We start from the raw sequence: 14,827 nt of genomic DNA, 5'->3' as shown, positions 1-14,827 counted from the left end.
ACCGGTGGCCCAAGACGCCGGTTACGCCCCGGAGAACCCCATGCGTCCCCCCAAGATCACTTTCATCGGTGCTGGTAGCACCGTGTTCGCAAAACACCTGATGGGCGACATCCTCTCGTTCGAGGATCTGCAGGATGTCGATATCGTGCTCTACGACATCAACGAAGAGCGGCTGAACGAGTCGCTCGCCGTCGGCAACAAGATCAAGCAGCAGCTGAATGTCCCGGCGCGCATCACCGCGACCACGGACCGATCCAAAGCCATGGACGGCGCTGACTTCTGCATCAACATGATCCAGGTTGCCGGCTACAAGCCTGGCACCGTCGTCGATTTCGAAACCCCGAAGAAATACGGCCTGCGCCAGACGATTGCCGATACGCTCGGGATCGGTGGCATCATGCGGGCGCTGCGCACGGTTCCCGTGCTTGCCGAAATGTCCAAGGACATGGAGCGTCTCTGCCCGGATACGCTACACATCAACTATGCCAACCCGATGGCGATGAACTGCTGGGGTCTCAGCCGCCTGTCGAAGATCAAGACCGTCGGCCTCTGCCACTCTGTTCCCTATACCGCCAAGGAACTCGCAGAGGATATTGGGGTGCCCTACGAGGAAATCGACTACCTCGTCGCCGGCATTAACCACATGGCGTTCTACCTCAAGTTCGAGCGCAATGGTGAGGATCTCTATCCGCTGATCCGCAAGGTCATGGAAGAGGGCCGCGTGCCTGACGGCAACCGGGTTCGCTACGACATGTTCAAGCGCCTCGGCTATTTCGTCACCGAGAGTTCGGAACATTTCGCAGAATATGTGCCGTGGTACATCAAGTCGGGTCGTGAGGACCTGATTGAGCGCTTCAACATTCCGCTCGACGAATATCCGCGCCGCTGTGAAAAGCAGATCGCCGACTGGAAGACCATGTCGAAGGATCTGCAGGATCCGAGCAAGACGATCCCGATCGAGCGGAGCGTGGAATATGGTTCCCATATCATCCGCGCCATGGTCACCGGCAAACCCGCCGTTGTTTATGGCAACGTGCCGAACGACCAGATCATCTCGAACCTGCCGGAAGGCTGCTGCGTCGAAGTACCCTGTGTCGTTGATCGCAATGGCATCCAGCCGACACGGATCGGCGCGATCCCACCGCACCTCGCCGCACTCATGCAGACGAACATCAATGTTCAGGCCCTGACCGTCGAGGCGATCGTGACCGGCAAGCGCGAGCACATCTATCATGCCGCAATGCTTGACCCTCACACTTCTGCCGAGCTCGATCTCGATCAGATCTGGGCGCTCACCGACGACCTCTTGAAGGCTCACGGTGAGTGGATCCCCGAAAACCTGCGCTGATGCCAAACCGACCGGGCGCAATCTGCGCCCGGTCGATCACGAGACGAGGGAGGAGAAGAGCATGGCTGGTCTGGAACTGAAGCAGGTCCGCAAATCCTATGGCGCGGTCGATGTCGTGCATGGCGTTGATCTGACTATCCGCGATGGCGAGTTCGTCGTGTTCGTCGGTCCCTCGGGATGCGGTAAGTCGACACTCTTAAGAATGATCGCGGGTCTCGAAGACATATCCTCCGGCGCCCTCTCCATCGGCGATCAGAAGATGACAAAGGTGGCGCCTGCCGATCGCGGCGTTGCCATGGTCTTCCAGTCCTATGCGCTTTATCCGCATATGTCGGTCGAGGAGAACATGGGCTTCGGCCTGAAGATCAACGGGTTCTCGAAGCAAGAGGTACGGGAGCGGGTACTGGCTGCCGCGCGCACGCTGCAGCTCGAACCTCTTTTGCAACGTAGGCCTCGGCAGCTCTCCGGTGGTCAGCGGCAGCGCGTGGCGATCGGGCGGGCGATCGTGCGCGAGCCGGATGTCTTCCTGTTCGATGAGCCCTTGTCCAATCTCGACGCGGAACTCAGGGTCCAGATGCGGCTTGAAATTGCCAGGCTGCATCAGTCGCTGGGCACTACCATGATCTATGTGACGCATGACCAGGTCGAGGCGATGACGCTGGCGGATCGCATCGTCGTGCTGCGCGCCGGCCGCATTGAACAGGTCGGTGCGCCAATGGAGCTCTATGAGGATCCCGACAATCTCTTCGTTGCGGGTTTCATCGGTTCACCGAAGATGAATTTTCTGCCCGTGACACTGGTCTCAAGCAGCGCGTCAGAGATCGTGATCCGCCTGGATGACTTTCCCACTGCAACCATTCCGCTGTCCCTGAAAGGCGCCGTTCCGGGGCTTGGAGACAAGTTGATGCTTGGCGTTCGGCCGGAACACTTCAAGCTGAATTCGGCAGAAGGGCTGACCGTCCGCCTCGATGTGCTGGAGAATCTCGGTGCCTCGTCATTCGCCTATGTTCAACATGGCCGCGACGAGCCTTTGACCATCGAAATCCGAGAAGCCAAGAACTTGAAGGCGGGAGACAGCGTGACGATTGGCATTGACCCGAGCAGGGCTCTTCTGTTCGACGCATCCAGCGGTCTGCGCATCCGCTAGGTTGATCGGGGACGCCAAGGCATGGCGTCCCACATTCCGGGATGCAGTCCGCTATGACTGCCGCATGAGGTATTCGTCGACCGAGATCAGCTCGGCATAGGCGAAGGCGAGGGCAGACATGAAGGCGGCGTGAACCTGACTGGCGGGCACGAGCTGATCACCGAACTCTAGGTCACGCGTTGCGACGGCGTCATGCAGCACCGTTACCCGATAGCCCTTGTCCGATGCCGCGCGGACAGCTGCATCGACGCACATGTGGCTCATGGCGCCGACAACCACCACCGAAGTGACGCCGTGGGTGCGCAGGATCGTGTCGATATCGGTATCCAGGAAGACGTTGATCTGGGACTTCGTGACAACGATCTCGTCGCCTGCCGGCGCCACCTGTTCATGGATCTCGGCGCCATGGCTGCCCGGGACAAAGAAGGGCGCGTCGCTTTCCAGTGCGTGGTGACGAACGTGAACGATCAGATCGGCCCGACCGCGGAACGTGTCGAGCGCCACTTTGGCATTCTGGGCCGCAGCTTCCGTGCCCACCAGCGGGAAGGCACCGTTCTCGAAATAGTCATTCTGAAAATCGATGAGCAGCAGGGCAGTCTTGGCCATCATACATTTCCTTCTGGCGGTATAGTCCCAACGAGATCGAGGCCGCCGATGTTCGGCGGCCTGGGGTCTTTTCGAAGGACGTTCTGCGGTCGTTGCCGATCGCCTGCGTCCTTACTTCGGCGCCTTGGCCATCAGGCACAGGATCGTGTGGAGGACCTGCGCTGCGATATGGGCCGTGTTCGAGGTCGAATCGTATTGCGGCGCGACTTCGACGACATCGCCACCGATAATGTTGAGGCCGTCAAGCCCACGGAGGATCTGCAGCACTTCGCGTGGCTGCAGACCGCCGACTTCCGGCGTTCCGGTCCCGGGTGCAAAGCCTGGATCAACGCTGTCGATGTCGAACGACACATAGGTTGGTCCGTCACCGACGATCTGCCGGGCCTTTTCAATCAGGCGCGGGATGCTTGCTTCTCCCACTTCCTCGGCATGGATGACCGTCATGCCACTCTCGTAGGAGAACTCCCAGAGATATTCGGCGGCACCCCGTATGCCGATCTGGATGGTTCGGCGCGGGTTCAGGACGCCGTCCAGAACTGCCAGGCGAAACGGGCCACCATGCTGGAATTTTGTGCCTTCGTAGGGACCGGCGGTGTCGCAGTGGGCGTCGATGTGGATCATGCCCACCGGTTCCCTGGCGCCGACCGCCTTCAGGATCGATGAGGTGATCGAATGGTCGCCACCGACGCTCAGTGGCTTTACGCCGGCGGTCACCAAGGTGCGGTAGAAGGCTTCGATATCGGCATGGCATTGCGCGAGATCGTAACGGCTGCGCATCGGCACATCACCGATATCGGCAACCTTCATTTCGCTCATCGGCGAAACCCGGAGCACATGGTCATAGGGGCCTACGCGCTCGACGCTGCGCAGAGCCCGCGGTCCGAAGCGGCTGCCGTTGCGGTTGGTGACGGCGAGGTCCATGGGAACGCCGATCAGGGCAACATCGATACCGCCAAAGTCCGGAAGATTGATGAAATCCGGGTTGTAAGGGGCATCGAGCAGCGTCGGCACGCCCGCGAACGGCCATTTCCGCTTGTCGCCACCGGTAAACTGGGCCTCTGCCACCTTCTTGAAATGCGGATCAAAGATATCGCCGCCCGAAGCGTTCTCATACTTCTCGCGGAGCATCCTGATATGCGTCTGGTCATCCATGCTTCAAATCTCTCAATTTGTTTTGCCCAGAATAGACACAGGCTGGCTTGGATATAGTTCGGAATTTGCCGAAGTGAGTGAGGGTCATATCCTGATGTAATCGCGATCCTGGATCGGCAAACCTCTCTGGAAGCGAGTTACGCTGCCAAAAAAAGGGGAATTCAATGGAAAAGACTCAGTCCGGACTTTCGCGCATCAATCGCCGCCAGGTGCTTGCTGGTATCTCGGCTCTGGGCGTTGCGCCGCTCGTCACCGGTTTCCCAAACATTGTTCGGGCGCAGGACAAGAAGCTGCGGATCGGTGTGTATGGTGGCTATTTCAAGGATACCTTCGACGCTGAAGTATTCCCGGAGTTCACCGCTGCGACCGGCATAGCTGTGGAGAGTGTCGCCGAGCCGACGGGAGAAGCATGGCTCATCCAGCTGCAGCAGGCAGAGAAGGCCGGCAAGTCGCCGGTCGACATCTCGATGATGGCCCAGGTCGGCGTTATCCGCGGGATGAATTCCGGCCTCTGGGCCCCCCTCGACCCAAAGAAAATGCCGAACATGACCAATGTGAAGCAGAACCTCGTGCGTTCCAACCCCGCCGGCGAGGTCATGGCCGTCGCGGCGACAAGCTGGTACATCACGCTGGTTTCCAACACCGAGGTGTTTCCCGAGGCGCCGACGTCCTGGAAGGACATGTGGGATCCAAAGTACAAGGATACACTCGGCCTGCTCGCCAATGTCGGCAACTCCTATCTCCTCGAAATCGTTGCCAAGGTCTATTTCGGAGGCTTGAACTACCTCGACACCGACGAAGGCATTCGTGCCTGTGCCGCCAAGGTGGCCGAGCTCAAGCCGAATGTTCGTCTGTGGTATCGCGACGAGGCTCAATTCGAGCAGGCGCTGAAGTCGGGTGAAATCCCGATGGGGCAGTACTATCATGACGTGACCGGTCTTGCGATCCTGGATGGTTTCCCGGTTCGCTCGACCATGCCAAGCGAAGGCGGCCTGCTCGATTATGGCTCTTGGGCCATCACCAAGTCTGCGGCTCCGTCCCTTGACCTTGCCCATGTGTATATCGACTACATGTCGCAGCCCGCCATACAGGCCAAGCTGGCTCGCAAGCTGGGCAGCGCGCCTGTTGTCGATCGTTCGCTGCTCGACCTGACCGATGAAGAGTTCAATGCGGTTTCGTCGGATATCGAGCCGATCACACCTCACTACGAAATGCAGGCGATGAAGACCGACTTCATCAACCAGGTTTGGGCAGAGATGCAGCAGGGCTGAGCAGCCCCGTCGATCCCATTTGATGAACGTTTAGCGAAATGGGTGCCATGCGCCCATTCGCACTCTATTGAGGTGCCCGAATGTCCGGACTGGCTATCCACCAACTCAACAAGGCCTATGGCCCCGTCAACGCCCTGAGCAACATCTCGTTGAGCGTGGCCAATGGTCAGTTCGTCTGTCTGCTCGGTCCTTCCGGCTGCGGGAAGTCGACTTTGCTGCGCATCATCGCAGGCCTCGAAGCGACCACCAGCGGCAAGGTCTTGCTGGACGGAAAGGATATCACCGAAGTGCCAGCGCATCTGCGCGACTTCGGCATGGTGTTCCAGTCGCTTGCCCTTTTCCCGCACCTGACGGTCGGGGAAAACATCGCCTATCCCCTGCGCATCCGGGGGGCGTCAAAGGAGGTCCAGGATCGCGAGGTTCAGCGCCTTCTCGATCTCGTGCACCTTCCGGGTGTCGCGGATCGGGCGATCACGCAGCTGTCCGGCGGTCAGAGACAGCGCATCGCGATCGCCAGGGCGCTCGCACTGAAGCCGAAGCTGTTCCTTCTCGACGAGCCGATGTCAGCTCTCGACGCAAAGCTGCGCGAGGCCATGCAGGTCGAGGTGAAGCGGCTGCAGCAGGAGCTCGGCATCACCACCTTCCTCGTCACGCATGACCAGCGGGAAGCCATGACCACTGCGGACCTGGTCGTTGTCATGTCCGGTGGGGTTATCCAACAGATCGCGCCGCCTGTTGAAATCTATCGCTCTCCGGCCAATGCCTTCGTGGCAGACTTCATCGGGGTGGCAAACCTCATCGAGGGGGATGCGAAAGCCGGTGGCCGTGTCGTGGTCCCGGGTGGCCAGGTGCTGATCGACGGCGTTGCCGCGGGCGGCAAAGTGAATTTCTCCGTTCGTCCCGAGGACCTGACGTTGCAGTCCGCTGCCGGTGACAGCACAGTGGCCGGCACGGTTGCCTTCATCCGGCACCTTGGCTCAAGCTTGGAAGTGAATGTCTCCGTGCCGGGCCTCGCCAAGGACCTGATCGTCGTGATGTCGCCGCGAGAGCACTTGCCTTTCGATCTGGGCGACACGGTGCACGTTCATGTTCCAGGCTCGGCCTGTGTCGTGTTGAGGTAAGTCATGGACACGAGCAGACCTCAGAATCTGACCGGATATGTCCCGCTGATCTTGCCGGCGGTCGTGCTGGTGATGTTCTTCGTCGTGCCTTTTGGCTCGATGATCCTGATTTCCTTTTACAAGAATCTCGGTGGCGGTCTCTATGAAGAGATCCTCAATCTCGACAAATATCGCCGGCTGATCAGCCCGTTCTTCGTGGGGCTCTTGATTGCGTCGTTCGGACTGGCGCTGGCGGTTGCGGCAATCTCCATCGTGATTGCCTTTCCCTTTTCGTATCTGCTGGTGAATTCGCCCCGGTCAACGCAGGTCGTGTGGCTGATCTTCATGCTCTCCATCCTGTCGCTGTCGGAGTCGATCATCGGCTTCGCCTGGACGACGATCCTTTCGCGCACTGCGGGCATCAGTAATCTGTTCGTCTTTCTCGGGCTTCTCGACCGGCCGGCCTCTTATGCGCCAGGGCTCGGCGCCTTGATCGCTGGCGTGGTCTATACCGCCATTCCCTATGCCGTTCTGGTTCTCTACCCGATCCTGTCGCGGGTGGATCCGCATATCGAAGAGGCTGCGCGCACGCTCGGGACTTCTCCATTGCGGACGTTCTTCATCGTTGTATTGCCGATGCAGCGGAACACCATCGTGACGACCTTCCTGATGATCCTCGTCTTTACTTTGGGCACCTATCTCATGCCGCAGATTCTCGGGCGTCCGCAGCATTGGACCTTGTCGGTTGCAATCAGCGACCAGGCCCTGATGCAGTCGAACATCCCCTTTGCAGCGGCGCTTGCGGTGTTCCTCGTCATCGTAACCCTGCTGATCGTCGGCACCGTTGTCCTGTTTGGCCGCAAGGAGAATGCATCGTGAGCCAGGTCGCTGTTCGCCGGATCTTCTTTTCCGTTCTCGCACTGCTGATGAGTGCGCCGCTGCTTGTCGTTCTCGGCGTGTCGGTGAACGAGCGGAAGTCTTTGACCTTCCCGCCCCAGGGCTTCAATCTGTCCTGGTATCTGGACCTCTTCCGGCTGCCGGACTGGTCGGGGGCGCTGCTCAACAGCGTGATCGTTGCCTTCCTGTCGGCGGCTCTTGCCGTGGCCATCGCCTTTCCGCTTGCCTGGTTCAACTGGCGCTATCGCATCGGCTGGGTGAAGGGCATTCTTGCGATCGGCCTGATGCCCTTCCTGCTGCCTCCCGTGATCACCGCGCTCGGCTTCCTTTCCTTCTGGACGCAGGTAGGACTGTACGGCCAGACATGGACTGTCGTGATCAGTCACGGGATCTTTCTGGTTTCCTTGCCGCTGGTGTCCCTGTCACTGGGCTTCGGCTCGCTTGACGACAGTCTTCCGGAGGCGGCAGCAACCATGGGTGCCGACAACACGGTGATCCTCAAGACGATCGTCTTTCCGCTCGTTCGCCCCTACATTATTTCAGGCTTTGCCTTCGCCTTCGTCGTCTCGCTCAACGAGTATCTCGTTGCCTACATGACCGTCGGCGCCGTCATCGAAACACTGCCGATGAAGATCTTCAACTCGCTGCGCTATGGCTACACACCGGTCATGGCTTCCGCATCCGTGTTCTTTGTCGCGCTCACCGTCATCATCTTCTCGCTGGTCGCCCGCTTTGGTGATCTCCCGAAACTGCTCGGAGCACATTCAAAATGATCGCAATTCGCAGAGCTCTGGCCGACGCCACGCTCTACCCCTTCTGGCTGGACAACAAGCTGGCTCCAGGCTCGGAAATGCACCTGGTCGGTCCGACCGATGCTGATCTGGCGATTGTCGGGGGTGGGTTCACCGGTCTGTGGGCCGCCATTCTGGCCAAGCAGGAAAACCCAGGTCGTGACGTCGTGATCATCGAGGCCGGCAAGGTCGGCCATGGCGCGTCCGGTCGTCCGGGCGGTATCGTGTCGACCTCGGTCATGCATGGTCTCTACAACGCCAACCGGATCTTCCCGAATGACCTTGCCGCGCTGGAGCGCCTTGGCAAGGCCAACCTGGACGGATGGCAGAAGACGATCGATGATCATGGCATCGATGCCGACCTGGAATGGACGGGCGAGATGACCGTGGCCGTGGCCAAGTCGCATCTTCAGGAGCTGCAGGACGAATATGAGCTCGCCAAGCGGCATGGCCACAATGTTGTGCTTCTGGACCGCGAACAGGCACAGGCCGAACTGGCGTCTCCGATTTTCGAGGGGGCCATGTGGTCGCGCGAGCGCAGCGGTATCGTGCATCCGGCCAAGCTGGCCTGGGGCCTGAAGCGTGTCGCCTTGAGCCTGGGTGTGCGGATCTACGAACACACGCCGATGACCGGCGTCGAGGACAATGGCTCGACCCTGACGATCATCACCCATGATGGTCGGGTCAAGGCACCCAAGGTGCTGTTTGCCACGAATGCCTGGAATGCGGGTCACAAGAAGATCAAGAGCCGCATCGTCGCCGTTCGCGACAGGGTGATCGCGACCGAGCCTCTGACCGAAGAGCAGCTTGCGCGGCTTGGCTGGAAGAACAGACAGGGCGTCTACGACACGCGGACACAGCTGAACTACACGCGCCTGACTTCGGACAACCGTATCATCTTTGGCGGCCGGGTCGGCTACTTCTTCAACAACAATACGGATCCGGCCCAGGATCGTCAGATCGAGACCTATGAGCGGCTGGCCGGCTATTTCTTCAATACCTTCCCGCAGCTGCATGACGTGAAGTTCACCCATGCCTGGTCCGGTCCGATCGATCTGACCATGCGCCTGGCGGTGCACTTCCAGCGCTACTACGGCGGCAAGGGCATCTATGCGGGTGGCTATTCCGGTTTCGGTGTAACCACCACCCGTTTCGGCGCCAATATCGGTCTCGATATCCTCGACGGGAAGACAGGTCCGGATCTGGATCTGGACTTTGCCCGGACCCTGCCGAACTGGATCCCGCCGGAACCCTTCCGGTGGATCGGAGCCAAGCTCACCATGTATGCGCTCGATGAAGTCGACCAGAAGGGCGGCTGGCGCAAGCTCTGGATCAACATGGTGCACCGGATGGGTTTCCCGCTATGATGACCTCTTTCGCACATGTGGCCGGTGGACCCGACCTGTCTGCCCTGATCAACAGGTCTCAGACTGTCTTTATAAATGGCGCTTGGCATGCAGGGCGTTCCGGCTCTGCCTTGCCGGCGATCGATCCGACGAGCGGTCGGGTGTTTGCCGAATTCCTGGCGGCCTCTGCTGACCAGGTTTCAGACGCCGCGCAGGCCTCTCAGGATGCCTTTGACGGCTGGCGACGCCTGGGCGGTTCCAAGCGTGCCGAATACCTGCGTGCCTTCGCGGCCGGGCTTCGCGCCCGCAAGGACGAACTGATCGCTCTGCAGCGGCTCAACAACGGCAAGCCGCGCTTCGAAGCGGAAATCGATGTCGAGGACGCCGCCGCGACCTTCGACTATTACGCCGATCTGGCGTGTGAACTGGATGGTCGCCAGGGCTCTGCCGTTCTATTGGCGCAGGACGGTCTTTCAGGGCGAACACATTTCGAGCCGCTAGGGCCCGTCGCGCTGATCGTGCCTTGGAACTTTCCCATGGTCACGACGGCCTGGAAGCTCGCGCCGGCGCTGGCGGCCGGTTGCACGGCGGTGTTGAAGCCGTCGGAATTCACGACGCTGGCGGAGCTCGTCTACGGCGACCTCGCGCTGGAAGCAGGTTTGCCGGCAGGTGTTTTGAACATCGTGCCCGGTGGTGGCGATGTCGGGGCGGCCCTGTGTTCTGATCGTCGCTTTCGCAAGATCTCCTTCACCGGCTCCAATGCGACCGGTTCGCGGGTCATGGCAGCTGCTGCACGGCGCTCGGTGCCGGTCTCGCTGGAGCTCGGCGGCAAGTCGCCGATCGTCGTCCTTGACGATGCCGATATTTCCCAGGCCGCCGATATCGCTGCTGCCGGCATCTTCTTCAATTGCGGTCAGATGTGCTCCGCCACATCCAGGCTGCTTGTGGCAGACCGTATCGCCAGCGACTTTACGGAGGCGCTCGTCGCCAAGGCGAAGGCCCTGGTGGTCGCCGGACATGACCGGGACGATGGCGAAATGGGCCCTCTGACGACGGCGGCGCAATGGGCCAAGGTCGGTGAGTTTCTCGCCCAGGCAAAGGCAGATGCTCTCCAGTGTCTGACCGGCGGCAGCATCGAACAGGATCGTCCCGGTTTCTTCGTCCAGCCGACAATCTTCCGCGACGTACCGATGGACCATGCGATCTGGCGGGATGAGATCTTCGGTCCCGTACTCGCCATCCGCAGCTTCAGCACGGATGATGAGGCCGTCTTCCTTTCGAACGATACCGATTTCGGCCTGGCGGCCACGGTTGTGGGGGGCGATGGCGACCGCGCGGCCAAGATCGCAGACCGGATTGATGCGGGTCACATCTGGATCAATACGCCGCAGATCATCTTCCCGAACACAGCCTGGGGCGGTTTCAAGGCCAGCGGTATCGGTCGCGAGCTCGGTCCGTGGGGCCTGTCGGCCTACTGCGCGGTCAAGCACGTCACCATCCAAAACTGATCCATCGCTAGAATTCAGGACTGAACGTATGTCGAAGATTATCGCCCTGACACCAGATGGCCCGAACGGTCTGGAGAGCTGCCAGGTTGTTCCCGCCGAAAGCCTGCTGACGCCTGCCCCGACCGAGCAGGGCACCGTCATCTTCTCCGAGGGTACCCAGACCTGTGGTATCTGGGAGGCAACGCCCTATGCCGAACGCATGGACGATTACCCCTTCAACGAGCTGGCCCATATCATCTCTGGCAAGGTTTGCATCACGCCGGATGGCGGCGCAGCACAGGTCTTCGGTGCCGGCGACACCTATGCCATGCAGAAGGGTTTCAACGGCCGGTTCGAGGTGCTGGAAACCTGCCGGAAATACTACCTGACAGTCGAATAATCAAAACAGGGAGGCGGTTCGACCGCACTTCCACGCCGTATCTCTGGAGGAAAACCCATGGCCACAAGTGCCGACCTGATCATTACGAACGGCCGCGTCATCACCATGAACGCACACCAGCCGCAGGCCGATGCCATCGCAGTGGCCGGCGGCCGCATCCTGGCTGTTGGCAGCTATGACGATGTCGCCGCTTACCGTGGTCCCGAAACCAAGGTAATCGATGCCCAGGGCAAGACGGTCACGCCCGGCATCAACGAAAGCCATATCCATATCTTCGGCGGTTCGGCCGAACTCGACCAGCTGTCGCTTTACAACGTCAAGGGCTACGAAGCTTTGAAGGTTGCCGTCCAGGCCTATGCTGCCTCGAAGCCGAATGATCCGCTGTTGATTGCAAATACGGCCGACTATACCATTCTTGGCGATGGTCGCGGTCTCGATCGACACATTCTGGATTCCATCCTTGCCGACCGGCCACTGGCGCTGATGTCGCCGGATCATCACACGGTTTGGGCGAACACGATCGCCCTGACCAAGGCCGGGATTCTGGAAGGCCGCCAGCTGCCGTCAGGCAACGAGATCGTCATGGGCGATGACGGTCTGGCAAATGGTGAGTTGCGTGAACACTACGCATTCGACGACGTCATGGCGCTCAGTGCCAGCGCTGGTCGTGATCGCCTCGGCCTCAGCACGGGCGATGAGCCTGAAATTGCACCGACCGCCGCAGATCGCGCCTTTGATCGGGAGCTGATCAAGCGTGGTCTTCATCATCTGGCCAGCCACGGTATCACCAGCTTCCAGAACATGGATGGCAATCGCTATCAGCTCGAACTGCTGTCCGAAATTCAGGCGGAAGGCAATCTGATTTGCCGCGGGCGAGTGCCGTTGCATTACGTCAGCGGCGACATCGTCGAGCAGATGGACAAGGCCGCCCAGATGCGCGGTGATTTCCACGGTGAGTGGCTGAACTCGGGTACCGTCAAGGTGTTCATGGACGGTGTTCTCGATTCCCATACGGCGCTGATGTACGACGATTATGCCGATCGTCCGGGCTGGAAAGGCGAGCCGCGCTTCGATCAGGAAACCTTCAATCGGATCTGCACCGAGGCCGACAAGCGTGGTCTGCAGATTGCCGTCCACTCGATCGGCGATGGAGCCGTGGCCAGCGTCATTGATGGTTATGTTGCGGCAAGGATCGCCAATGGTGCGCGCGATAGCCGTCATCGCATCGAGCACATTGAAGTCGTGCGCGATATCGATATCCAGCGCATGGCGGACATGCGGATCATCGCATCCATGCAACCTCCGCATCCGCCGGGCCAGATGGGGTTGCCTCTGGAGCCGACGCTCACACGCATCGGCCGTAGCAACTGGAAGCGCGCCTATGCCTGGCGTGCGATCAGGACTGCGGGCGTTGACCTCATCTTCTCATCCGACTGGCCGGTTTCACCCGTCTCGCCGATGCGGTCGATCCATTCCGCGATGACGCGTCAGCGCTGGGCAGACGATCTGCCGGATAATAGGCAGACACTTATGGAAGCGCTGGACGCCTATACAGTCAGGGCTGCCTTCACCGAGTTTGCCGAAGACTGGAAAGGCAAGTTGAAACCGGGCTTCGCAGCCGACATCGTGGTCTGGGACACCGTTCTGGACGCCGTCGATCCGGAGGCGATCGAGACGGTCGCGCCTGCCTACACGATCTGCGCCGGCCGCATCACCTACCAGGCTTGAGCGAGACATGGTTGACGCAATCAATTCGGAATTTGCCTTCGAAATCCGCGCGAAGGTCTCCAAGCCTCTGGAACTCGGCGCCGGTCGAAACGGCTCGAGGATGGTATTCCGGATTATTGACGGCTCCGTTTCCGGCCCGAAGTTTGAGGGCCGGATCCTCCCCGGCGGCGCGGACTATGCCTTGGTCCGCGCCGACGGCGTCACGGTCATCGAGGCGCATTATGTGATCCAGAACGTCGATGGAACCTGTGTCTATGTGAAGAACAAGGGCCTCTTCATCGCGAACAAGGACGCGATAAACCGGATGGATCGAGGAGAGCCTGTCGATGACCACGAGGTCTACTTTCGAGCCGCTCCGGTCTTCGATGCTCCTGATGGCCCGCACAGGTGGCTTTCAGACAGGCTTTTCATTTCGACCTGCCGGTTTTCCCTGGATGAAGTGACCATCCGCGTCTATACCGTTTTGTGATGAATTCCTAAAGCATGAGCTCGATTTCCGATGGCGCGGACAAGCTCGATGCGCGGCGCGGAGACCACGATTTGCGGAAATTTGACGGTAATCCTCGTCAGTCCTTCTCCGTAGATACCGTTGATATCCGCTTGATGCGGATCTTCATGCGGGTGGTGGAGGCCGGTGGCCTCTCGGCCGCACAATCCGATCTGAACCTGTCCCTGTCGACCATTTCCGAAAAGATCACCGCCCTTGAACAGCGGCTGGGTGTCAGCCTCTGCAAACGGGGACGCAGGGGCTTTGTGCTGACTGAGCATGGACGCCTCGTCTTCGAGGAATGTCAGCGCCTATTCGGGTCGCTCGATCAATTTGGCCGGAAGGTCTCCGGTCTGCGATCCAATTTGGCGGGAACGCTGACGGTCGGCATGGTGGACAACATCATAACCGATCCCCGTTCAGCCCTGGCCGATGCTGTTGGCAAGCTTGTCGATGCTGCGCCATCCGTCAGCCTCGTGCTCGAAACCCGATCGCCGGGGGAACTGCTTCGTGATATCGTGGCGCGCAAACTCGATCTGGGCATCGGCAGTTTTCCGAGGATGGCCCTCGGATTGAGTTATATCGACCTTTATGACGAGTTGCAGAACTTCTATTGCGGGCGCGGGCACCCTCTTTTTGATGTTCCCGACGATGAAATTACGATCGATGTGGTCAGGGTCCACCGTATCATCGGCCGCAGTTACTGGGCCGCGCGCGATATCAAGATCTTCGCGATCTCCAATCCCCATGCCACAGTCTCGAATATGGAAGCAGAGGCGTTCCTGATCCTCTCCGGCAACTATCTCGGCTACCTGCCTGACCATTACGCAGACAGCTTTCAGAAAGCCGGGCGTATTAGGCCGATCAGACCTGATCTTTTTTCTTACAAGGCCAAGTTTCAGATTGCCACGTCCGAGGACTGGATGGATCGCCCGCTGACCAAGACGTTTGTGCAAATCCTGGAGGACTGCTCCCTGAACCGATAAGGCGAGCGCCAATCAGGCCTTTTCCCAGGTTTGCCGCATCGACTTGTTCCTCCAGGCGGAATCGGTTCGCAATTCGGCAAA

The 14,827-nt window shown here is 59.7% G+C and carries 14 protein-coding genes; 12 read left to right on the top strand and 2 right to left on the bottom strand.

The genetic code is table 11. From position 1 onward, the window contains the following. Positions 1-40: 40 nt before the first annotated feature. Positions 41-1,348 (top strand): alpha-galactosidase, encoded by a 1,308-nt coding sequence (melA, locus tag AC1PUL_RS18010; RefSeq protein ID WP_480465451.1) that lies wholly within the window; start codon positions 41-43, stop codon positions 1,346-1,348. Between the two features lie 61 nt (positions 1,349-1,409). After that, positions 1,410-2,495 carry an ABC transporter ATP-binding protein gene (locus tag AC1PUL_RS18005; RefSeq protein ID WP_480465450.1) on the top strand — a complete coding sequence of 362 codons (1,086 nt, stop codon included), beginning with the start codon at positions 1,410-1,412 and terminating at the stop codon, positions 2,493-2,495. A 51-nt stretch (positions 2,496-2,546) separates the two neighbouring features. Here the strand turns inward: AC1PUL_RS18005 and AC1PUL_RS18000 are convergent, their stop codons facing one another. Continuing rightward, positions 2,547-3,101, bottom strand: coding sequence for a cysteine hydrolase family protein (locus tag AC1PUL_RS18000; protein ID WP_480465449.1), 555 nt, complete (start codon positions 3,099-3,101; stop codon positions 2,547-2,549). 111 nt (positions 3,102-3,212) lie between these two features. Next, a complete protein-coding gene (gene speB / locus AC1PUL_RS17995) occupies positions 3,213-4,253 on the bottom strand; it encodes an agmatinase (protein WP_480465448.1) in 1,041 nt (346 codons plus the stop codon). Between the two features lie 164 nt (positions 4,254-4,417). Between speB and AC1PUL_RS17990 the strand changes: the two genes are divergently transcribed. The 10 genes from AC1PUL_RS17990 to AC1PUL_RS17945 all read left to right on the top strand — a co-directional run bounded on the left by AC1PUL_RS17990 (position 4,418) and on the right by AC1PUL_RS17945 (position 14,746). Further along, positions 4,418-5,524 carry an ABC transporter substrate-binding protein gene (locus AC1PUL_RS17990; protein ID WP_480465447.1) on the top strand — a complete coding sequence of 369 codons (1,107 nt, stop codon included), beginning with the start codon at positions 4,418-4,420 and terminating at the stop codon, positions 5,522-5,524. 80 nt (positions 5,525-5,604) lie between these two features. Next, positions 5,605-6,645 carry an ABC transporter ATP-binding protein gene (locus AC1PUL_RS17985; protein ID WP_480465446.1) on the top strand — a complete coding sequence of 347 codons (1,041 nt, stop codon included), beginning with the start codon at positions 5,605-5,607 and terminating at the stop codon, positions 6,643-6,645. Positions 6,646-6,648: 3 nt separating this feature from the next. Further along, positions 6,649-7,503, top strand: coding sequence for an ABC transporter permease (locus AC1PUL_RS17980; RefSeq protein WP_480465445.1), 855 nt, complete (start codon positions 6,649-6,651; stop codon positions 7,501-7,503). A 47-nt stretch (positions 7,504-7,550) separates the two neighbouring features. Then, a complete protein-coding gene (locus AC1PUL_RS17975; protein WP_480468624.1) occupies positions 7,551-8,294 on the top strand; it encodes an ABC transporter permease in 744 nt (247 codons plus the stop codon). Beyond that, on the top strand, positions 8,291-9,679 hold the full coding sequence (locus AC1PUL_RS17970; protein ID WP_480465444.1) for an NAD(P)/FAD-dependent oxidoreductase: 1,389 nt from the start codon (positions 8,291-8,293) through the stop codon (positions 9,677-9,679). The genes AC1PUL_RS17975 and AC1PUL_RS17970 overlap by 4 nt, the downstream gene beginning before the upstream one ends. Then, positions 9,679-11,166 carry an aldehyde dehydrogenase family protein gene (locus tag AC1PUL_RS17965; protein WP_480465443.1) on the top strand — a complete coding sequence of 496 codons (1,488 nt, stop codon included), beginning with the start codon at positions 9,679-9,681 and terminating at the stop codon, positions 11,164-11,166. The genes AC1PUL_RS17970 and AC1PUL_RS17965 overlap by 1 nt, the downstream gene beginning before the upstream one ends. Positions 11,167-11,194: 28 nt before the next feature. Further along, positions 11,195-11,545, top strand: coding sequence for a cupin domain-containing protein (locus AC1PUL_RS17960; protein ID WP_166599094.1), 351 nt, complete (start codon positions 11,195-11,197; stop codon positions 11,543-11,545). A gap of 57 nt (positions 11,546-11,602) precedes the next feature. Then, entirely contained in the window at positions 11,603-13,273 is a 1,671-nt protein-coding gene (locus AC1PUL_RS17955; RefSeq protein ID WP_480465442.1) for an amidohydrolase, read from the top strand. A gap of 7 nt (positions 13,274-13,280) precedes the next feature. Beyond that, the gene (locus AC1PUL_RS17950) at positions 13,281-13,742 is read left to right on the top strand and encodes a DUF3237 domain-containing protein (RefSeq protein ID WP_480465441.1); all 462 of its coding nucleotides are present in this window, start codon (positions 13,281-13,283) and stop codon (positions 13,740-13,742) included. A gap of 14 nt (positions 13,743-13,756) precedes the next feature. Further along, positions 13,757-14,746, top strand: coding sequence for a LysR family transcriptional regulator (locus AC1PUL_RS17945; protein WP_480465440.1), 990 nt, complete (start codon positions 13,757-13,759; stop codon positions 14,744-14,746). Positions 14,747-14,827: the final 81 nt, after the last annotated feature.

This window comes from Rhizobium sp. P43 (assembly GCF_056730705.1).
The sequence above is the reverse complement of the archived record's forward strand: the minus strand, read 5'-3'. Positions and strand labels throughout refer to the sequence as shown.

Excerpts from the sequence above, each read along its gene's own strand:
- AC1PUL_RS17960 (WP_166599094.1), top strand. The coding sequence starts at position 11,195 with ATGTCGAAGATTATCGCCCTGACACCAGATGGCCCGAACGGTCTGGAG.
- AC1PUL_RS17980 (WP_480465445.1), top strand. The coding sequence starts at position 6,649 with ATGGACACGAGCAGACCTCAGAATCTGACCGGATATGTCCCGCTGATC.
- AC1PUL_RS17975 (WP_480468624.1), top strand. The coding sequence starts at position 7,551 with ATGAGTGCGCCGCTGCTTGTCGTTCTCGGCGTGTCGGTGAACGAGCGG.
- AC1PUL_RS17955 (WP_480465442.1), top strand. The coding sequence starts at position 11,603 with ATGGCCACAAGTGCCGACCTGATCATTACGAACGGCCGCGTCATCACC.
- AC1PUL_RS17985 (WP_480465446.1), top strand. The coding sequence starts at position 5,605 with ATGTCCGGACTGGCTATCCACCAACTCAACAAGGCCTATGGCCCCGTC.
- AC1PUL_RS17990 (WP_480465447.1), top strand. The coding sequence starts at position 4,418 with ATGGAAAAGACTCAGTCCGGACTTTCGCGCATCAATCGCCGCCAGGTG.
- melA (WP_480465451.1), top strand. The coding sequence starts at position 41 with ATGCGTCCCCCCAAGATCACTTTCATCGGTGCTGGTAGCACCGTGTTC.
- AC1PUL_RS17970 (WP_480465444.1), top strand. The coding sequence starts at position 8,291 with ATGATCGCAATTCGCAGAGCTCTGGCCGACGCCACGCTCTACCCCTTC.
- AC1PUL_RS18000 (WP_480465449.1), bottom strand. The coding sequence starts at position 3,101 with ATGGCCAAGACTGCCCTGCTGCTCATCGATTTTCAGAATGACTATTTC.
- AC1PUL_RS17950 (WP_480465441.1), top strand. The coding sequence starts at position 13,281 with ATGGTTGACGCAATCAATTCGGAATTTGCCTTCGAAATCCGCGCGAAG.
- AC1PUL_RS18005 (WP_480465450.1), top strand. The coding sequence starts at position 1,410 with ATGGCTGGTCTGGAACTGAAGCAGGTCCGCAAATCCTATGGCGCGGTC.
- AC1PUL_RS17945 (WP_480465440.1), top strand. The coding sequence starts at position 13,757 with ATGAGCTCGATTTCCGATGGCGCGGACAAGCTCGATGCGCGGCGCGGA.
- AC1PUL_RS17965 (WP_480465443.1), top strand. The coding sequence starts at position 9,679 with ATGACCTCTTTCGCACATGTGGCCGGTGGACCCGACCTGTCTGCCCTG.
- speB (WP_480465448.1), bottom strand. The coding sequence starts at position 4,253 with ATGGATGACCAGACGCATATCAGGATGCTCCGCGAGAAGTATGAGAAC.